The sequence below is a fragment of the Massilia sp. METH4 genome, from assembly GCF_037094685.1.
Lineage (GTDB): Bacteria > Pseudomonadota > Gammaproteobacteria > Burkholderiales > Burkholderiaceae_D > Rugamonas.
Genome location: NZ_CP146614.1, coordinates 2,999,218 through 3,019,316 on the forward strand (window position 1 = coordinate 2,999,218; position 20,099 = coordinate 3,019,316).

17 protein-coding genes are annotated in these 20,099 nt (G+C 66.2%); 11 read left to right on the forward strand and 6 right to left on the reverse strand.

The window, feature by feature from the left end:
- Positions 1-273: a hypothetical protein gene (locus V6Z91_RS13285; protein ID WP_338770982.1), complete on the reverse strand. Its 273-nt coding sequence runs from the start codon at positions 271-273 to the stop codon at positions 1-3.
- A gap of 254 nt (positions 274-527) precedes the next feature.
- Between V6Z91_RS13285 and V6Z91_RS13290 the strand changes: the two genes are divergently transcribed.
- Complete coding sequence (locus V6Z91_RS13290; RefSeq protein WP_338770985.1) at positions 528-1,748, forward strand: collagen-binding domain-containing protein; 1,221 nt, start codon at positions 528-530, stop codon at positions 1,746-1,748.
- A gap of 7 nt (positions 1,749-1,755) precedes the next feature.
- On the opposite strand, the gene V6Z91_RS13295 is transcribed toward V6Z91_RS13290, so the two are convergent.
- Positions 1,756-2,424 (reverse strand): TetR/AcrR family transcriptional regulator, encoded by a 669-nt coding sequence (locus V6Z91_RS13295; protein ID WP_338770988.1) that lies wholly within the window; start codon positions 2,422-2,424, stop codon positions 1,756-1,758.
- Positions 2,421-3,893 (reverse strand): PLP-dependent aminotransferase family protein, encoded by a 1,473-nt coding sequence (locus V6Z91_RS13300; protein WP_338770990.1) that lies wholly within the window; start codon positions 3,891-3,893, stop codon positions 2,421-2,423. The genes V6Z91_RS13295 and V6Z91_RS13300 overlap by 4 nt, the downstream gene beginning before the upstream one ends.
- 147 nt (positions 3,894-4,040) lie before the next feature.
- On the opposite strand from V6Z91_RS13300, the gene V6Z91_RS13305 reads away from it, so the two are divergent.
- The 8 genes from V6Z91_RS13305 to V6Z91_RS13340 all read left to right on the forward strand — a co-directional run bounded on the left by V6Z91_RS13305 (position 4,041) and on the right by V6Z91_RS13340 (position 15,215).
- Complete coding sequence (locus V6Z91_RS13305; protein ID WP_338770993.1) at positions 4,041-5,351, forward strand: aspartate aminotransferase family protein; 1,311 nt, start codon at positions 4,041-4,043, stop codon at positions 5,349-5,351.
- A gap of 133 nt (positions 5,352-5,484) precedes the next feature.
- Positions 5,485-6,600, forward strand: a complete 1,116-nt coding sequence (gene ald, locus V6Z91_RS13310) for an alanine dehydrogenase (protein ID WP_338770995.1) — start codon at positions 5,485-5,487, stop codon at positions 6,598-6,600.
- A 29-nt stretch (positions 6,601-6,629) separates the two neighbouring features.
- Positions 6,630-8,132, forward strand: coding sequence for a CoA-acylating methylmalonate-semialdehyde dehydrogenase (locus V6Z91_RS13315; protein ID WP_338770998.1), 1,503 nt, complete (start codon positions 6,630-6,632; stop codon positions 8,130-8,132).
- Between the two features lie 159 nt (positions 8,133-8,291).
- Complete coding sequence (locus V6Z91_RS13320) at positions 8,292-9,659, forward strand: NAD(P)-dependent oxidoreductase (protein ID WP_338771000.1); 1,368 nt, start codon at positions 8,292-8,294, stop codon at positions 9,657-9,659.
- Positions 9,659-10,960, forward strand: coding sequence for an NAD-dependent dihydropyrimidine dehydrogenase subunit PreA (gene preA, locus V6Z91_RS13325; RefSeq protein ID WP_338771003.1), 1,302 nt, complete (start codon positions 9,659-9,661; stop codon positions 10,958-10,960). Before V6Z91_RS13320 ends, preA begins: the two co-directional genes overlap by 1 nt.
- A gap of 96 nt (positions 10,961-11,056) precedes the next feature.
- Complete coding sequence (locus tag V6Z91_RS13330) at positions 11,057-12,550, forward strand: NCS1 family nucleobase:cation symporter-1 (protein ID WP_338771005.1); 1,494 nt, start codon at positions 11,057-11,059, stop codon at positions 12,548-12,550.
- The gene (gene hydA, locus V6Z91_RS13335) at positions 12,547-13,941 is read left to right on the forward strand and encodes a dihydropyrimidinase (RefSeq protein ID WP_338771009.1); all 1,395 of its coding nucleotides are present in this window, start codon (positions 12,547-12,549) and stop codon (positions 13,939-13,941) included. Before V6Z91_RS13330 ends, hydA begins: the two co-directional genes overlap by 4 nt.
- An 11-nt stretch (positions 13,942-13,952) precedes the next feature.
- On the forward strand, positions 13,953-15,215 hold the full coding sequence (locus V6Z91_RS13340; protein WP_338771825.1) for a Zn-dependent hydrolase: 1,263 nt from the start codon (positions 13,953-13,955) through the stop codon (positions 15,213-15,215).
- Here the strand turns inward: V6Z91_RS13340 and V6Z91_RS13345 are convergent.
- Positions 15,212-15,856, reverse strand: a complete 645-nt coding sequence (locus V6Z91_RS13345; RefSeq protein WP_338771010.1) for a CatA-like O-acetyltransferase — start codon at positions 15,854-15,856, stop codon at positions 15,212-15,214. The genes V6Z91_RS13340 and V6Z91_RS13345 overlap by 4 nt on opposite strands.
- Positions 15,857-15,866: 10 nt before the next feature.
- Positions 15,867-16,784, reverse strand: a complete 918-nt coding sequence (locus tag V6Z91_RS13350; protein ID WP_338771012.1) for a LysR substrate-binding domain-containing protein — start codon at positions 16,782-16,784, stop codon at positions 15,867-15,869.
- A gap of 95 nt (positions 16,785-16,879) precedes the next feature.
- Here V6Z91_RS13350 and V6Z91_RS13355 point away from each other — a divergent pair, with 95 nt between their 5' ends.
- On the forward strand, positions 16,880-17,599 hold the full coding sequence (locus V6Z91_RS13355; RefSeq protein WP_338771014.1) for a sulfite exporter TauE/SafE family protein: 720 nt from the start codon (positions 16,880-16,882) through the stop codon (positions 17,597-17,599).
- A 158-nt stretch (positions 17,600-17,757) separates the two neighbouring features.
- On the opposite strand, the gene V6Z91_RS13360 is transcribed toward V6Z91_RS13355, so the two are convergent.
- Positions 17,758-18,699, reverse strand: a complete 942-nt coding sequence (locus tag V6Z91_RS13360) for a LysR substrate-binding domain-containing protein (protein ID WP_338771016.1) — start codon at positions 18,697-18,699, stop codon at positions 17,758-17,760.
- 110 nt (positions 18,700-18,809) lie between these two features.
- Between V6Z91_RS13360 and V6Z91_RS13365 the strand changes: the two genes are divergently transcribed.
- The gene (locus V6Z91_RS13365) at positions 18,810-20,027 is read left to right on the forward strand and encodes a urate hydroxylase PuuD (RefSeq protein ID WP_338771019.1); all 1,218 of its coding nucleotides are present in this window, start codon (positions 18,810-18,812) and stop codon (positions 20,025-20,027) included.
- Positions 20,028-20,099: the final 72 nt, after the last annotated feature.

The window sequence follows — 20,099 nt, forward strand, 5'->3', positions numbered from 1 at the left end:
TCATTGTCCATTCTGGTGGGCGTGGTCGGGCCGCTGCGGCCGGTGGCGGCTGCCGCCCAGCGCGCCGGCCACCAGCTTCACGAGCAGGAACAGCACGAACAGGGTCAGCGCCAGCGGCAGCACGGTGACCAGCAGCGCCAGCATCACGCACACCACCAGCAGGGAAGGCCAGGGCATCCGCTCCAGGCGGCGCAGCGCGTGCCGCACGATCCGCGTGGTGCCGTCCCAGGCTTCGCGCAGCGTTTCGGTACAGGTCTTGTTGATCGTTTTCATCGCGAATCCTCCAGTGTCGTTGCTGCCACTGTAGCGGGCCGGCCAGGAGGAGGGAATGGCGATCCGACGAACGGGCGGTTTCGGGGCCCGGCCTGCGGCCGCGGCCGACGAATGGGGGGAAACGCAACACGAAAGCGCGGAAAACAGTGCGGGAACTTGCAACTTCCTTGAACTTCGTCAATCGGCATCTGTTCTCGTGGTATCCTATATGAAACACATGTTGCAAAAAAACAAATTCTCCACGAAGGGAACCCATGCTGCGCACCAGTCTCGCCATCCTGCTATCCGCCATGTCTGCCGCTGCCGCGCAGGCAGCGCCGGCCTCCGCGCCGCTGACTGCCACGCAGGTGCTGAACCAGATGAACGCCGTGTCGCTGACGAACGTCACCGCCAGTTCGTCGGGCCACGTGCACGGCCGCACCTGGGCCGCGGGCACGGTGAGCGGCGGCGAATACGGAAATCAGCTCGAGAAGGCGCCGGCGTCGGCCTATGCGGGCCTGACCGCGGGCAGCGTTACCGCGGCCAAGGATGCCTGGGGCAACACGAACCGCGTCACCGTCAACCGTGGCGGGCTGGTCGCCCAGGGCTCCATCGACGGCGTGACGGTCAACGAAGGCACGAATGTCGTGGGCGGCAATGTGGCCAATTCCACGCTGAACCGGGCGTCGCAGGTTGCCGGCAGCGTGTCGAACACCACCTTCAACGGTGGCGCCATCGTCGGCGGCAGCCTTGGCAACTCGAATGTGAACGGCGGCGCCTACGTGGGCGGCAGCGCCGCCAACTCCAATATCAATGGCGGCGCCACGATCATGGGCGCGGTGGCGAACACCAACGCCAACGGCGGCGCGTTCCGGGGGCTGACGGCGGACTTCGCCACGCCCGCCGCGGCCGCCACGTCGACCGACTTCGGGGCGGTGCTGAACGGCCTGTCCGATTCGCTGTCGCTGCTGAAGTCGACCGGCAGTACCGTCGACATCAGCGGCTCGAAGGCCACGTTCAACGCGCAGGCGGATGCCGGCGGGGTGGCCGTGTTCGACCTGACCGGTATCGACGAGACGCTGTTCGCCCTGAACGAATTCCAGTTCAACCTGAATGGTGCGAGCACCGTGATCATGAACACGGACGTCACCACGGCGGCGATCCACGCCAACTTCCTGGGCGGCAGCGCGCAGGGGATCGGCGGCAGGGTGGTCTGGAACTTCTACGACGCCACCAGCGTGGCCATCAATACGCAGTTCGGCGGCGCCGTGCTCGCCACCGACGCGCTGGTGACGAACACGCGCGACATCGAGGGCGGGCTGTTCGCCCGCGAACTGAACCTGCAGGCGCAGGTCCACGTGCAGCCGTTCACGGGCAATGTCGACATGCTGTCGCCGGTACCCGAACCGAGCGCGGTCGCCATGATCATGGCCGGCCTGGCCGTGTTCGGCGTGGGCGGCATGCGCCGCCGCCGCGAAGAACGCTTCCGCGAGTGATGCCGCCTCAGGCGCCGCGCGCCTGGGACAGCGCCAGCGCCAGCACGAGGCCGACGATGGTTTCCTCGGCCTCCTGGTAATCCTTCTTCAGCAACCGGGGGCGGTCCAGTACCAGTGCCATCTGGGCGGCGAAGTCCGCATAGGATTGTGTCATCGCCCAGATCGCGAACAGCAGGTGGGTGGCGTTGACGGGCGCGATGCGCCCGGCCGCGATCCAGCGTTCGAACACCTCGATGTCGCGCCTGAACACGGGTACCACCCGTTCCCGGATCTGCTCGCCGTACAGCTGGGCGCCGCCGATCACTTCCATCGCGTACACGCGCGACGCGTACGGCTGTTCGCGCGAGAACCTCAGCTTGGCCTGCACATAGGCGCGCAGCACGTCGGCCGGCGCGTCGTCCTCGGCCGCCTCGGCCAGGCTGGACATGCGCTCCAGCCAGTCGTCCAGCACGTCGTCCAGCACGCGGCGGTACAGCTCCTGCTTGGTGGGAAAGTAGTACATCAGGTTCTGCTTCGACAGCCCGGCGCCTTCCGCGATGGCTGCCACCGACGCGCCTTCGTAGCCGCTTTCGGCGAACACGCGCACGGCCACCGCGGCGATGTCCGCTTCCAGCCGGTCGCGATTGTGCATGCGGCGCGAGGCCGCGGCCACGCGTCCGGCGTTCTTGTCGCTCATTGCTGACCTCTCGTGGAAAGCAGGAAGGCGCGCAGCACGGGATCGTGCGCGTAGGCCACGTTGAAGCGGAACCATATCGTGGTGCTGGGCCGCAGCAGGAAGAATTCGTCCGGCGACAGCAGGATGCCGGCGCGCAGCGCCGTATCCGCGATCGTGCGCGCGTTATGGTCCGCGGTGGGCGGCATGTTCCAGCCGGCGGAAACGAACATGCCGCCGCGCGGCCGCGCCACCGGTTCCATGCCCACCTCAGCCAGCGCCTCGATCGTGCGTTCTCGACCGGCATCCAGCTGGGCCACGAGCCTGTCGACCATGCGCCGGTAGGCGCGGGCCGTGACCGCATGGTAGACGGCGCGCTCGTTCACCTCGGAAGTGGTGAGGCCAGTCAGCATCTTCACCCGCACCAGCTCCGGCATCAGCGAGCCGGAAGCGCAGATCGAGCCGACGCGCAGCACCGGCGACAAGGCCTTGGAAAAGCTGCCCACGCGGATCACGCGGCGCAGGCCATCCATGGCGGCCAGCGAGGCTTCGCCGCGGCCCGCCAGGTCGCGGTAGATATCGTCTTCCACCAGCCAGAAGTCGAATTGCTCGGCCATCGCCAGCAGCCGGTGCGCCTGCGCCTGCGTCAGCGAGGTGCCCAGGGGATTCTGCAGCACGGTGTTGACGAACATGAGTTTCGGTTGCGCGCTCCTGGCCTCGGCGGCCAGCGCTTCCAGGTCCAGTCCATGTTCGCCGCGCGGGATGCCGACGGCATTGCAGCCGTGGTGGCGGATCAGCGACAGCAGGTTGCTGTAGCCGGGGTCTTCGACGAATACCGTGTCGCCGGGGCGCGTGAGGGTGCGCAGGATCAGGTCGAAGGCATGGGTGGCGCCGTGCGTCAGCAGCACCTGCTCCGCCTCGACGGGGAAGAGCTCGTCCGTCAGCATCGCCGCCACGTGCTGGCGCAGCGCGGGAAAGCCCAGCGGGTGCCCGTAGCCGCGCAGGCGGTTGGCGGGGATGCGCATCGCGTGACGCACCGCGTCCAGGATCGTGTCTTCGCCATACCATTCGGGCGGCAGCCAGCCGGCGCCCACGGGCAGCGCCTCCGAGACGCCGGAGTACAGGTCGGAAGTCAGTGCATCGACCGTTGCCGGCCCGGCGGCGATCGCTGGCGGCAGTTGCGCGGCGATGTCGTGCCGCGCCACGTAATAGCCGGAACCGCGGCGCGACGACAACAGGCCCAGGTTCACCAGCCGGTCGTAGGCCTCGACGACTGTAAAGGTACTTACGCCATTACACTTCGCGAATTGCCGCACGGAAGGCATTTTCGTGCCGATCCGCAGCTCCTTGCCCGAGATCATGGCCGTCAGCACGGCCACGATCTTTTCCACCAGGCTGCCCTTGCTCGCCCGCTCGATGGCGATGCCCGGCCACCCCGCGCCGGAGTCGGGTTCCTGCACACTGCGCAGCTCGGGATTTCGCCTGCTTGCCATCGTTGAACTGTATTGTTTTCGACACCAGTACGGTTGGAACACTTTGCCGATTGTGTATATGTGACATAGTGATCAGCGTGTCTATTATTGCATCATCATTTTGCCAACTGGTAAAAAATTTATGGGCTTTCGCCCTGAGGAGATTGCATGAATCGCCCGGATTCCCTGGCCGCCTTCTGGATGCCTTTTACGAATAACCGCGACTTCAAGGCCAGCCCGCGTCTGCTCGCCTCGGCCGCCGGCGTGCACTACAAGGACGTCGACGGCAACGAGGTGCTCGACGGTACCGCCGGCCTGTGGTGCGTGCCGTGCGGCCACGCGCAGCCGAAGATCGTGGCCGCGGTGCGCGAGATGGTGGGGCAGCTCGATTTCGCGCCCACGTTCCAGATGGGCCACCCGGCCGCCTTCGAGCTGGCCGAGAAGCTGATGGCCTACACGAACCATCGCTTCGGCCACGTGTTCTACACGAATTCCGGGTCGGAGGCGGTGGACACGGCGCTGAAGATGGCCCTCGCTTACCACAGGGCGCGCGGCGAAGCCTCGCGCACGCGCTTCATCGGCCGCGAGCGGGCGTATCACGGCGTGGGCTTCGGCGGCATCTCCGTCGGCGGCATCGCCGCCAACCGCAAGCCATACGGCACGCTGCTGCCCGGCGTGGACCACCTGCCGCACACGCACAACCTTGAGAAGAACGCCTTTACGCGCGGCGAGCCGGAATATGGCGCGCACCTGGCCGACGAACTGGAACGCATCGTCGCGCTGCACGACGCTTCCACCATCGCCGCCGTGATCGTGGAACCGGTGGCCGGCTCCACCGGCGTGCTGATCCCGCCCAAGGGTTACCTGAAGCGCCTGCGCGAGCTGTGCACGAAGCACGGCATCCTCTTGATCTTCGACGAGGTGATCACCGGCTTCGGCCGCATGACCACGCCGTTCGCGGCCGACTACTTCGACGTCGAGCCCGACATGATGACGACGGCGAAGGGCCTCACCAACGGCACGGTACCGATGGGCGCCGTGTTCACGAAAGCCTTCGTGCACGATGCGTTCATGGATTCGCCGGCCGGCATCGAACTGTTCCACGGCTATACCTATTCCGGCCACCCGCTGGCCTGCGCGGCCTCGCTCGCCACGCTGGAAGTGTTCGAGGAACAGAACATCCTCGAACACGCGAAAGGCTTGCAGGATTACTGGGCCGATGCGGTGTATTCGCTGAAAGGCTTGCCGAACGTGATCGACCTGCGCTGCATCGGGCTGATCGCCGGCATCGAACTGGCGTCCATTCCCGGCAAGCCCGGCGTGCGCGCCTACACGGCCTTCAAGAAAGCCTTTGCCGATGGCCTGCTCATCCGCGTGACGGGCGACATCATCGCGCTGTCGCCGCCGCTGGTGTTCGAGAAGCGGCATATCGATGAGTTGTTCGGCAAGCTGGCGAAGATCTTGAAAGAGCTGGAATAGCTTCCTCTGCTTGCAAACCGGTCGCCACAAGCGGCAGTCGTTGGCCGCTGAACACCGGTGTCCTGCCAACACCACAAGGCGAGCGCCGCACCAGGCATGCGCCTATCCCAAAAAGCCTACCAGGAGACATACCATGCTCATAGGCGTACCCAAGGAAATCAAGAACCAGGAATCCCGCGTCGGCCTCACCCCGGCCAGCGTGAAGGAACTGACATTGCGCGGCCATCCCGTGCTCGTCGAACGCAATGCCGGCGCGGCCATCGGCCTGACCGACGCAATGTACGAAGCTTCCGGCGCCACGCTGGTCGACACGGCGACGGAAATCTTCGGGCGCGCGGAAATGATCGTCAAGGTCAAGGAACCGCAGCCGCAGGAATGCGCGATGCTGCGCGAAGGGCAGATCCTCTACACCTACCTGCACCTGGCGCCCGACCCCGCGCAAACGAAGGCGCTGGTCGAATCGAAGGCCGTCTGCATCGCCTATGAAACCATCACCGGCCCGAATGGCGGGCTGCCGCTGCTGGCGCCGATGAGCGAGGTGGCGGGGCGCATGGCCGTGCAGGCCGGCGCCGCGCACCTGGAACGCTCGAAGGGCGGCATGGGCCTGCTGCTGGGCGGCGTACCCGGCGTGGCACCCGGGCACGTGGCCATCATCGGCGCCGGCGTGGTGGGCACGAATGCCCTGCAGATCGCCGTGGGCATGGGCGCGCGCGTGACGGTGCTGGACAAGAGCGTGGACCGGCTGCGCCAGCTCGACCTCGTGTTCGGCAACCGCGTGCAGACCATGTACTCGAACGCCCACACGATCGAGGAAGCGGTGCTGGGCGCCGACCTCGTGATCGGCGGCGTGCTGGTACCGGGCGCCGCGGCACCGAAGCTCGTCACGCGCCAGATGGTGGCGAAGATGAAGGGGGGCGCGGTCGTCGTCGACGTGGCAATCGACCAGGGCGGCTGCTTCGAAACGTCGCGCCCCACCACGCATGAAAACCCCACGTTCGTCGTCGACGGCGTGGTGCATTACTGCGTGGCGAACATGCCGGGCGCCGTGGCGCGCACGTCCACGTTCGCCCTGAACAACGCCACCATCACGCACGCGCTGGCGCTCGCCGACAAGGGCTGGCGCAAGGCCCTGCAGGCGAACCCGCATTTGAAGAACGGATTGAACGTCTGCCTGGGCAAGGTCACGTACGAAGCCGTCGCCCGCGACCTCGGCTACGACTACGTGCCGGCCGACACTCTCCTGGCTTAAGAACCGCACCTCACCTGAACGAGACCTCCATGAGCGACATAGACACGATCACCCATTACATCAACGGCGAGAAGGCCGACACCCGCAGCGGCCGCTATGCCGACGTGTTCAACCCCGCCGTCGGCGAACCGGTCGCCCGCGTGGCGCTGGGCACCTTTGAAGAAGTGGATGCCGCCGTCCAGGCCGCGCACGCGGCCTTCCCGGCCTGGGCGGACACGCCACCGCTGGCGCGTGCCCGGGTGCTGGCGAAATACCTGCAACTGTGCCAGCAGCACACTGACGACTTTGCCCTATTCATCACGCGCGAGCACGGCAAGACTCTGGCCGACGCGCGCGGCGAAGTGGCGCGCGGCATCGAGGTCGTCGAGTTCGCGCTCGGCATCCCGCAATTGCTGAAGGGCGAATTCACCGACCAGATCTCGCGCGGCATCGATGCGTGGTCGATGCGCCAGCCGCTCGGCGTGGTGGCCGGCATCACGCCGTTCAACTTCCCCGTGATGGTGCCGATGTGGATGTTCCCCGTGGCCCTCGCATGCGGCAATACCTTCGTACTGAAACCATCCGAACGCGATCCTTCGCCCTCGCTGCTGCATGCCGAACTGCTGAAGAAGGCAGGCCTGCCCGATGGCGTGTTCAACGTCGTGCAGGGCGACAAGCTCGCCGTGGACGCCTTGCTGGAACACCCGCAGGTACAGGCGATCAGCTTCGTCGGCTCCACGCCGATCGCTGAATACATCTACGCGAAAGGCAGCGCGAACGGCAAGCGCGTGCAGGCGCTGGGCGGCGCGAAGAACCACGCGGTGGTGATGCCCGATGCGGACATGGACATGGCCGTCGACGCCCTGATGGGCGCCGCCTACGGCTCGGCCGGCGAGCGCTGCATGGCGATCTCCGTCGTCGTCGCGATCGGCGATGCGGGCGATGCATTGGTGAGCGCACTGGAACGGCGCACGGCCGCACTGAAAGTACGCGACGGCATGGCGCACGATGCCGAAATGGGGCCCGTCGTCACGCTCGCGGCGAAGCAGCGCATCGAGCGCCTGATCGGCGAGGGCGTGGAGCAGGGCGCCAGGCTCGTCGTCGATGGCCGCAACTACCAGGTGCCGGAACGGCCCAACGGCTTCTTCGTCGGCGGCACCCTGTTCGACCACGTCACGCCGGACATGACGATCTACAAGGAAGAAATCTTCGGCCCCGTGCTGTGCGTGATGCGCCTGCCCGACGTCGGCAGCGCCGTGGAACTCATCAACCGCAACGAATACGGCAACGGCGTGGCCGTGTTCACGCGCGACGGCGGCGTGGCGCGTGAATTCGTGCGGCAGATCCAGGTGGGCATGGTGGGTGTAAACGTGCCGCTGCCGGTGCCGATGGCCTTCAACAGCTTCGGCGGCTGGAAGCGCAGCCTGTTCGGCGACCACCACGCGTACGGCCCCGAGGGCGTGCGCTTCTATACGCGGCACAAGGCGGTGATGCAGCGGTGGCCCAACACAGCCACCGCTGGCGCGGAATTTGCATTCCCACAGATGAAGTAAGCAGGCGTTTTCGCCAGCGGCCATTGAACCCTGGTGTCAGGCACCGCCATCGCGCGGCGCGGGCAGCATCCGCGCCATGTCGGCGGTGCGTGACACCGGTTTTCGGCAGCCCACGCAGTGAAGTCCGGATCCAACCCAGCCCAGCCAGGAACGCGAACCATGCTCGACTCACTCAACTACATTCCCCACCCCAGCTCCTCGAACAGCGAGCTGGCTTCCCACTTCACCGATCTTGCCCCGCCGCTGAATGCCCGCCAGGCGGCCATCGAAGCGGCGCGCTGCCTGTACTGCTACGACGCGCCGTGCACGCGCATCTGTCCGTCGGAGATCGACGTGGCCAGCTTCATCCGCAACATCCATGACCGCAATGTCGACGGTGCCGCGCTTGGCATCCTCAAGCAGAACATCCTCGGCGGCAGCTGCTCGCGCGTTTGCCCCACCGAGATCCTGTGCGAGGACGCCTGCGTGCGCAACCACGATGCCGAAGGCCAGCCCGTGAAGATCGCGCTGCTGCAGCGCTATGCCATCGACAACATGAGCTTTACCGCGCACCCGTTCCAGCGCGCCAGGTCCACCGGCCGCAGGGTCGCCGTCGTGGGCGCCGGTCCCGCCGGCCTGTCGTGCGCGCACCGGCTCGCCATGCTGGGCAACGACGTCGTCGTGTTCGAGGCGCAGGACAAGGCCGGTGGCCTGAACGAGTACGGCATCGCCAGGTACAAGCTCACCAACGACTACGCGCAGCAGGAAGTCGACTTCCTGCTGGGGATCGGCGGCATCGAAATCCGCCTGGGCCAGAAGCTGGGCGCCAACCTCCACCTGAAGGACCTGCACGCGGAGTACGACGCCGTGTTCCTCGCACTGGGCCTGGGCGCCAGCCGCCAGCTGGGCCTGACGGGCGAGGATGCGCCGGGCCTGCTCGCAGCCGTCGACTACATCGCCGAGCTGCGCCAGGCGGAGGACCTGACGGCGCTGCCGGTGCCGCGCCGCGCGATCGTGATCGGCGCGGGCAATACGGCGATCGACATGGCCGTGCAGATCCAGCGCCTGGGCGCGGAAGAGGTGACGCTGGTGTACCGCCGCGGTTTCGATGCGATGAGCGCCACCCACCACGAACAGGAAATCGCCAAGGCGAACCAGGTGATCATGCGCACCTGGGCGCAGCCGCAGCAGGTGCTGCTGGACGAAGCAGGCCGCGTGCGCGGCATGCGCTTCGAGCGCACGCGCCTGGAGGGCAGCCGCCTCGTGGGCACCGGCGAGACGTTCGAGATCGCGGCCGACGCCGTGTTCAAGGCGATCGGCCAGACCATGGCCGACGAGTCGCTGGCCGACCCGCTGGCGACCCTGCTCAAGCGCGACGGCGACCGCATCCACGTCGACGAACACTTCCGCACCGTGCTGCCGGGTATCTACGCGGGCGGCGACTGCGTCGCGCCGGGACAGGACCTGACGGTGCAGGCCGTCCAGCACGGCAAGCTGGCGGCGATGGCGATCCACGCCGAACTTCAATCGAAACTGGAGGCAGCATAATGAGCGACGCATTCAGCAACCTCGCCATCGACTTCTGCGGCATCAAGGCGCCGAACCCGTTCTGGCTGGCCTCCGCGCCGCCCACCGACAAGGCCTACAACGTGATCCGCGCCTTCGAGGCGGGGTGGGGCGGCGTGGTGTGGAAGACGCTCGGCGAAGATCCGCCCGCCGTCAATGTGTCGTCGCGCTACTCCGCCATCTACGGCAAGAACCGCGAAGTCATCGGCTTCAACAACATCGAGCTGATCACCGACCGTTCGCTGGACATCAACCTGCGCGAAATCACCGCCGTCAAGGAGGCGTGGCCGGACCGTGCCATCGTCGTGTCGCTGATGCTGCCGTGCGAAGAGCACTACTGGGCCGATATCCTGCCGCAGGTGGAAGCCACCGGCGCCGACGGCATCGAACTGAACTTCGGCTGCCCGCATGGCATGCCCGAGCGCGGCATGGGCGCCGCCGTGGGCCAGGTGCCGGAGTACGTGCAGATGGTCACGGCCTGGTGCAAGAAGCACAGCAGGCTGCCGGTGATCGTGAAGCTCACGCCGAACATCACCGACATCCGCCACCCGGCCCGCGCGGCGAAGAACGGCGGGGCGGACGCGGTGTCGCTGATCAACACGATCAATTCCATCACGTCGATCGACCTCGATCGCATGGTGGCGCTGCCCACGGTCGGCGGCGCGAGCACGCACGGCGGCTACTGCGGCACGGCCGTGAAACCGATCGCCTTGAACATGGTGGCCGAGATCGCGCGCGATCCCGAGACGCGCGGCCTGCCGATTTCCGGCATCGGCGGCATCAACAACTGGCGCGACGCGGCCGAGTTCATCGCGCTCGGCGCCGGCTGCGTGCAGGTATGCACGGCGGCGATGCTGCACGGCTTCCGCATCGTCGAGGAGATGAAGGATGGCCTGTCGCGCTGGATGGATGCGCAGGGCTACCGCACGATCGAGGAATTCCGCGGCCGGGCCGTGCCCAACACCACGGACTGGAAATACCTGGACATGAACTACAAGGTCATCGCGCAGATCAGCCAGGCCGACTGTATCGGCTGCGGGCGCTGTCACGTGGCCTGCGAGGACACGTCGCACCAGGCCATCGCGCGGCTCGTGGACGAGGCGACCGGCAAGCGCACCTACGAGGTCATCGACAGCGAATGCGTGGGCTGCAACCTGTGCGAGATCACCTGCCCCGTGCAGAACTGCATCACGATGGTGCCGCAGCAGACCGGCAAGGCGTACATGAACTGGACGCAGGATCCGCGCAATCCGCGGGCGGAGCAGGTGCCGACGGCCGCTTGAGGTAGCCTCATAAGAAGACCGGTGTCCGGCGCCTTTCCGGACCACGACCCGAAACGGCGCCGGACACCATACAGGATCGCAACCCAGGAGAGCCCCGTGAAAGAAGACCCCCTCGCCACCCCCCACCTGTGGAACGAAGACCTCGCTCCGACCACCGCCGCCCAGCGTACCTGGCTCTGGTACCACTTCGCGGCGCTGTGGGTCGGCATGGTGATGTGCATCCCCGCCTATACGCTGTCTGCCAGCCTCGTCGAGGGCGGCATGTCCGCCTGGCAGGCCGTGTTCATCGTGCTGCTGGCCAATACGATCGTGCTCGTGCCGATGCTGGCCATCGGCCACGCCGGCACGAAGTACGGCATTCCGTATGCCGTGCTGGCGCGCGCTTCGTTCGGCACCGCCGGTGCCAAGCTGCCGGCGCTGTTGCGGGCCATCGTGGCCTGCGGCTGGTACGGCATCCAGACCTGGTTCGGCGGCCACATGATCTATACCCTGCTGGGCGTGCTGCTGGGGGCCCCGATCGGCGGCGACAAGATCGCCTGGCTCGGCATCAACGGGGCGGAACTGGCGTGCTTCCTGGCGTTCTGGGCGATCCAGATGTACTACATCGTGCATGGCATGGATTCGATCCGCAAGCTGGAAACCTATACGGCGCCGCTGAAGATCCTGATCTGCTTCGCGCTGCTGTGGTGGGTTTACGACAAGGCGGGCGGCTTCGGCCCGCTGCTGGACAAGCCTTCGCAGTTCGCGATGGGCCAGCCAAGGGAAGGGCAGTTCTGGAGCGCTTTCTGGCCTTCGCTGACGGCCATGGTCGGCTTCTGGGCCACGCTGGCGCTGAACATTCCCGACTTCACGCGCTTCGCCAGGTCGCAGAAGGACCAGATCGTGGGCCAGTCCGTCGGCCTTCCGGTGCCGATGGGATTGCTGGCCGCGCTGGCCGTCATCGTCACCTCGGCCACCGTCGTCCTGTACGGCAAGGCGTTGTGGGACCCCGTCGACCTGGCCGCGCGCATGACCGGCGCCGCCGTGCTGATCGCCCTGATCGTGCTGCTGATCGATACCGTCAGCGTCAACCTGGCCGCCAACCTCGTTGGCCCCGCGTATGATTTTTCCGCGCTGGCGCCGAAGCAGATCTCGTATCGCACGGGCGGCTACATCACGGCGGGCATCGCGCTGGCGATGATGCCGTGGAAGCTGCTGGAAACCACGCAGGGCTATATCTTTACGTGGCTGATCGGCTATTCCGCGCTGCTGGGCCCCATCGCCGGCGTGCTGATCGTCGACTACTACCTGGTGCGCAAGACGGAACTCAAGGTACCCGAACTGTATCGCGAGAACGGCATCTACTCGTACCGCAACGGCTGGAACACGGCCGCCGTCATCGCCTTCGTGGCCGGCGTGCTGCCCAATATCCCGGGCTTCCTCAACGCGGCCTTCCCCAGCGCCTTCCCCGACGTGGGCGACACCTTCAAGACCCTCTACACCTATGCGTGGTTCGTGGGCATCGCCATCGCTGCCGTGGTGTACGGCGCGCTGATGCGTGCGCCCGCGTTTCACCCGGCCACCCCGATCCTGAACGGAGACACCAAATGAGCCTGATTATCCGAGGCGGTACCGTCGTCAACGCGGACCGCGCCTTCCGTGCCGACGTGCTATGCGAGGGCGACAGGATCGTCGCCGTCGGGACCGACCTCGATGTACCGGCCGGCGCGCAAGTCATCGATGCCGGCGGCCAGTATGTGATGCCGGGCGGGATCGACCCGCATACGCACATGAACCTGCCGTTCATGGGCACGGTGACGGCGGACGACTTCTACACCGGCACGGCAGCCGGCCTGGCCGGCGGCACCACGACCATCATCGACTTCGTGATCCCGAACCCGCAGCAATCGCTGCTGGAGGCTTACCACCAGTGGCGCGGCTGGGCCGCCAAGGCGGCGGGCGACTACACCTTCCACGTGGCGATCACCTGGTGGTCCGACCTCGTGCACGAGGAAATGGGCGTGCTGGTGCGCGACCATGGCGTGAACAGCTTCAAGCACTTCATGGCCTACAAGAACGCGATCATGGCGGACGATGAAACGCTGGTGAAGAGCTTCCGCCGTTCGCTGGAACTGGGCGCCATCCCGACCGTGCATGCGGAAAACGGCGAGCTGGTGTATCAATTGCAGCGCGACCTGCTGGCCAAGGGCATGACGGGGCCTGCATCGCATCCGCTGTCGCGCCCTCCCGCCGTGGAGGCCGAAGCGGCCAACCGCGCGATCGCGATCGCCGGCGTGCTGGAAACGCCGCTGTACATCGTGCACGTGTCGTGCAAGGAATCGCTGGATGCGATCACGCGCGCCCGCGCCGCCGGCCAGCGCGTGTACGGTGAGGCGCTGGCCGGGCACCTGATCATCGACGACAGCGTTTACCAGAATCCCGACTTCGACTTCGCGGCCGGGCACGTGATGAGCCCGCCGTTCCGCAGCAAGGAACACCAGCGCGCCCTGTGGCAGGGCCTGCGGGGCGGCAACCTGCACACGACGGCCACCGACCACTGCACGTTCTGCGCCGAGCAGAAGGCGGCCGGTCGGAACGACTTTTCGAAGATCCCGAACGGCTGCGGCGGCGTCGAGGACCGCATGGCCGTCATCTGGGACGAGGGCGTGAACAGCGGCTTGCTGACGCCTTCCGAATTCGTGAAGGTGACGTCCGCCAACGCGGCGCAGATCTTCAATATTTACCCGCGCAAGGGCCTCGTCGCGGCGGGCGCCGATGCGGACGTTCTCGTGTGGGACCCCACCGGCACCCGCACCATCTCGGCGAAGACGCAGTTCGCGAAGGGCGGCTTCAACGTGTTCGAAGGCCGCACCGTGAAGGGCATTCCCAGCACCACGGTGGCCGCTGGCAAGGTGGTGTTCCACCGCGGCGAGCTGATGGCCGTCGAGGGCGCGGGGCGCCACGTGGACCGGCCCGCATTCAAACCAGTCAGCGCAGTGTGAAAGGACGCATGATGAACGACATGACCGAAGCAGTAACGATCGAGGCATTGCGCATCGACGGCCAGCGGCTGTGGGATTCGCTGATGGAACTGGCGCGCATCGGCGCGACCGAGAAGGGCGGTGTGAAGCGCCTGGCGCTGACGGACCTGGACCGGCAGGGCCGCGACCTCGTCGTCGGCTGGGCCAAGGCGGCCGGCATGACGGTCACCGTCGACCAGATCGGCAATGTGTTCATGCGCCGCGCCGGCACGAACGACGCGCTGCCGCCCGTGATGACCGGCAGCCACATCGACACCCAGCCGACCGGCGGCAAGTTCGACGGCAACTATGGCGTGCTGGCCGGGCTGGAAGTGGTGCGCACGCTGAACGACCACGGCATCCGCACGGAAGCGCCCATCGAGGTCGCGTTCTGGACCAACGAGGAAGGCTCGCGCTTCGTGCCGGTGATGATGGGTTCCGGCGTGTTCTGCGGTGCCTTTACGCTCGAACATGCGTATGCGGCGAAGGATGTGGACGGCAAGACGGTAGGCGAGGAGCTGGAACGCATCGGCTACAAGGGCGAACAGGTGCCGGGCGCGCACCCGATCGGCGCCTACTTCGAGACGCATATCGAGCAGGGCCCCGTGCTGGAAGACGCGGACAAGGTGATCGGCGTGGTGCCGGCGGTGATGGGCCTGTCGTGGTACGACTGCACGGTGACGGGCATGGAAGCGCATGCGGGGCCGACGCCCATGCACCTGCGGCGCGACGCGATGCAGGTGGCCGCCAGGATCATCCCCGAGGTGGTGGCGATCGCCGACCGCTATCCGCCGTACGGCCGCGGCACCGTGGGCATGATGCAGGTGTTCCCGAACAGCCGCAACGTGATTCCCGGCCAGGTAAAGTTCTCGATCGACCTGCGCAATGTGAACGACGACCTGCTGAACAGGATGCACGAGGAGATCACGGCATTCGTGCAAAAGACGGCGGCCGACTCCGGGCTGGACATCCAGCTGGAACGGGTATCCTACTACCCGCCATGCCCGTTCCACCCGGACGTGGTTGGCGCAGTGCGCAGCGCCACGGCGAAACTGGGTTACTCGACGATGGACGTGGTATCAGGCGCCGGTCACGACGCGATCTACGCCGCCCGCCTTGCGCCATCGGGCATGATCTTCGTGCCCTGCAAGGATGGCATCAGCCACAACGAGATCGAGGATGCCCAGCCGGGGCACCTGGAAGCGGGTTGCAATGTACTGCTGCATGCGATGCTGGAGCGGGCCAAGGTCGTCTAGGTTGCAGCCATCATCTCCGCCAGCTCGGTAGCGATCTGTTGCGCCAGCTGGTGGATGTGGAAGCCGTCCACGAACCCGTGGTGGGCCTGCACGGAAAACGGCAGCACCAATTCGCCCGGCGCGCCGTCGCGGAACTTGCCCCAGGCGAGCGACGGGATGTCCGGGCAATCCAGCGCCGCGGTGGGATGCTGGATCGAGGTGAGGTTGAGCCAGGGGATGCAGGTGACGAATACCTGGTGCTTTGCCTCGCGGGGCGACAAGTGGCGATACTGGACATTGAGCTCCACCATGTTCGCCGCCGCCGTACCGGCGGCCTTGCTGCGCGCGACATAGGTGCGCAGGTCGTCGGACCATTCGAACATCGCGAAGTTCAGGTCGTTGTGCTGGTTGATCACGGTGAACGACGGGATCAGGCGGTCGATCGTGAACACTTCGCCCTGGTGGATACGCCAGCGGAAGTTTTCGATCTTCATGACTGCGCGGTGCACGGCGCACAGGAATACGTGGAAGGGCGGCAGTGCATTCGCCTTGCACCACGGCCGGAAGTCCGGCAGCTCCAGCGTGAACGAAAGGTTGACGGCCGGGCTGTCCATGCCGTCGAAAAGGTCGAAGCGGTCGCGCCGCCGTTCGAAATTGTCCATATCGCGTCTTTCAGTCGGGGAGCGGTATTGTCGCATGGGCCGCCAGCGCATCGACCAGTTCGCGCGCATAGCCCGGCAGGTCGGCATAGCTGCGGGTGCACAGCAGCAGGCGGCGCTTCGTCCACGCGTCCGCCAGTTTCACCACCTTCAGGTTGGCCGCGTCGCGCGAGCGCACCACCGCCGATTCCGGCAGCACGGCAAGGCCGGCGCCACTGGCCACCATGCGGCACACGGCATCGAAGCTGCGCACCCGCACCCGGTAGCGCAGCCGCTTGCCCAGCTTCGTGGCCTGCTCGCCCAGGTAGAGTTGCAAGGCGCTGTCGCCGGCCAGGCCGATGAAGTCGTGTTCCACCGCGGCGGCGAAGGGAAGCGCCGCGTTGCGGCGCAGACCCTTGCCGAGCGGGTGGGCCGGATGCAGCGCCAGCACCAGCCTGTCCTCGCAGAACAGCCGCGTTTCGAGGCCGCTGCTGTCCACGGAATCGGTGACGATGCCCACGTCCGCCAGGTCGTCGCGCATTGCCTGCACGATGTCGCTGGACAGGCGCTCCTCGAGGTCGACGTTTACTTGCGGATGGCTGGCCATGAAGGCGGCGAGCACATCGGGCAGGAATTCCGTCAGCGCCGAGGTATTGCACAGCAGGCGCACGTGGCCCTTCAGGCCGCTGGCGTATTCGCCCAGGTCGGCGCGCATCTTTTCCATCTGCTGCGTGATCAGCCGCGCGTGATGCAGCAGCGTGCGGCCGGCAGCGGTGGGTTCGACGCCGCGGCGGCTGCGTCGCAGGAGCGGCACGCCGAGCGCGTCTTCCATGCCTCGCACGCGTGCGCTGGCCGAGGCGAGGGCAAGGTGCGCCTGGGCCGCGCCGGCCGTAATGCTGCCGGTTTCCACCACGCGCAGGAACAGTTTCAGGTCAGTAAGGTCGAATCGCATGGCATGCCTGCTTGTGATGTGCCTATGGATAAGCCGAAGGCTGGGGCGGTATATTCCACATTTCCGGGGCCTGGGGCGGGCGGCATACTGCGGCCATGGAAAATGATCTCTTTTACATCTGCGTGGTGTTCGTTCTCGCGGGCGCGGTGAAGGGCGTGACGGGCATGGGCCTGCCGACGGTGGCGATGGCGCTGCTCGGCCTCGTGATGCCGCCGTTGCAGGCCGCCGCAATCCTCGTTGTGCCTTCGCTTTTGACGAATGTATGGCAGATGCTGGAGCGGCAGGGGCTGTACCCGCTATGGCTTCGGCTGCGGCCGATGCTGCTGGGTGTGTGCGCCGGCACGCTCATCGGTGGTGCCTTTTTTTCCAGCGGCGACGGCAAGGCAGTGCTCGGCGTCGCGCTGGTGCTGTATGCGCTGCTCGGATTGGCGGCATGGCAGTGGCAGGTGCGCGCCGAGCACGAGTGGTGGCTCGGCCCGGCGGTCGGCGTCGCGACGGGCGTGCTGACCGCGGTCACCGGTGTATTCGTGCTGCCCGCTGTACCCTACCTGCAGGCGCTGCGGCTGGAGCGCGATGAACTGGTGCAGGCGATGGGCCTGTCATTCACCGTCTCGACCCTGGCCTTGGCCGTCATGCTGACGGGGCACGGCGCCTGGGAGCCCGGCAACGCGGGAATGTCCCTGCTCGCCCAATTGCCGGCACTGCTGGGCCTGGCGCTGGGAAGCTGGCTGCGGCTGCGCCTGCAGCCCCAAATATTCCGGCGGTACTTCTTCGTGACGTTGCTCTTGCTGGGCGGGCACATGGCCCTGGCATAGGCAAACCCGGTGCCTGTCACCGGAGTACGGGAAATCCCGGTGCCTGTCACCGGGGTTCGGGAAATGTTGCAGGAAAGCTGGTGCCTGGAAGGAGTGATGGCATGCATGCCATCACCGCATTATGGGCGCGGAGCATGCTCCGCGAATTCCTCATAATGCTACCGGTTTTTTTGCAATGCCTTGGCGGCGGTGGTGACCTGGTCGCGCAGCCACTTGTGCTCGGGCGATTGGTGCACGCGCTCGTGCCACAACTGGTAGAAGCGCATCGGCGGAAATTTCACGGGGATGGTGAAGATCTTCAGCGGCAGCGTCTTTTCGTAGAACTGCACGAACTGGCGGCCTGTGGTCAGCACCAGGTCCGATTGCATCAGCATGTAGGGGATCAGGCCGAAGTACGCCGATTCCACCGCCACGTTGCGCTGCAGGCCCTGGCGTTCGAGGAAGGCGTCGATCACGCCAACGGAACCCTGCACCATCTGCGATGGCGCCACGTGCGGCAGCGTGAGGTATTCGTGCAGGGTCATCGCATCCTCGGCGGTGCGCTTCGCGTACGGGCTGGTTGCGTGCATCGCGCATACGATCGGGTCTTCGAAAAGCTTCGAGATATGCAGGTGTTGCGGCGGTTCGTCCCAGTTGGCGATCACCAGGTCCATGTCGCCGTCCGAGAGCATGCGCACGTAGTCCACCCCGGGCCCCAGGCTGTGGATGACCACCCGGCTCTTCGGCGAGCCGCGCCGCAGCAGGGCGACGACGCTCGGCAGGAACTGGCTGTCCAGGTAGTCCGGGGCCGCGATATTGAAGGTGCGCGCTTCTTCCTGAGGCGCGAAGGGCGTCTTCTTGACGAACAGGTTCTCGGTTTCGTCGAGGATGCGCTTGGCGGGCTTGAGCAGGCTCTCGCCGTGCTGCGTGGGCACCATGCCGCGCGCGCCGCGCACCAGCAGCGGATCGCCCGTCAGCTCGCGCAGCTTGCGCAGCGAGGCCGAGATCGAAGGCTGCGGCTGGTTCAGCTTCAGCGCCACGCGCGACACGTTTTTCTCCACCAGGAGCAGGTACAGGATCCGGATCAGGTGGATGTCTAGATGTTGCGGCAGTGCGGACATGGCAAAGGCTGTGTCTATATGGATACGAATATGTCAAATATACGTGAACTTTCATGCTGGGTGCATGACAATCGGGGTATCGACTGTAGATAGATGCCAGGGCACAACACATGGAAGCGATCAGTTATCTTTTCCCCTACGGCCTCGAATGGCTGAACATGCTGCTGCGCTGGCTGCACATCATCACGGGCATCGCGTGGATCGGCGCCTCGTTCTATTTCGTCTGGCTCGATAACTCGATCCGCCCGCCGGCGCCCGGTTCGGAGCTGGCGAAGAAGGGCGTGATGGGCGAGCTGTGGGCGGTGCACGGCGGCGGTTTCTACAACCCGCAGAAATACCTGGTGGCGCCCGCCGAGCTGCCGAAGGAGCTTCACTGGTTCAAGTGGGAGGCGTATTCCACGTGGCTGTCCGGCTTCGCGCTGCTCACGGTCGCGTATTACCTGAATGCGCAGGCGATGATGATCGACCGCACGGTGGCCGATCTCACCGCCTGGCAGTCGGTCGGCGTCGGCCTGGGCTCCCTCGTCGCGGGCTGGATCGTGTACGACCTACTGTGCCGCTCGCCGCTGGGCAGGCACGACCTGTGGTTCGGCGTCGTGGTATTCCTGCTGCTGGTCGGCGCCGCGTATGCGTTGACGCACCTGCTGTCCGGCCGCGCCGCCTACATCCACGTGGGTGCGATCATCGGCACGATCATGGTGGCCAACGTGGCGATGCTGATCATTCCCGGCCAGCGCCGGATGGTCGCGGCCATGCGCGCCGGCGGCAAGCCGGACCCCATCCACGGCATCCGCGCCAAGCAGCGCAGCGTGCATAACAATTACTTCACGCTGCCCGTGCTGTTCATCATGATCAGCAACCACTATGCGATGACGTACCGGCACGCGCAGGCCTGGCTGGTGCTGGCGCTCATCATGGCGTCCGGCGTCTTCATCCGCCACTTCTTCAACCTGCGGCACAAGGGGCGCGTGGAGTGGCGCTACCCGGCCATCGGCATCGCGCTGCTGCTGGCGGTCGCGGTGATGATCGCGCCGCCCAGGCCCGCGGCCGTGGCACGGGCCTCCGATCCCGCGGCGCAGTTCGCGCGGGTAAAGGCGATCGTCGACCAGCGCTGCGTATCCTGCCACTCCGCGCATCCCACGCAGCCGGGCTTCGCCACCGCACCGGCGGGCATCGTGTTCGATACGCCGGAACAGGTGACGCGACAAGCCGCGGCCATCCACAAGCAGGCCGTGGAATTGAAGGTCATGCCGATCGGGAACCTGACCAATATGACGGAAGGGGAGAGGGCGGAACTGGCCGCCTGGGTCGCTGCCGGCGCCAGGTGAAATTGCCTTTGCACCGGTGACTAGCACCGGTGACAGGCTCCGAGATTCCAGAAACGTTTCCCAAGAACCGGA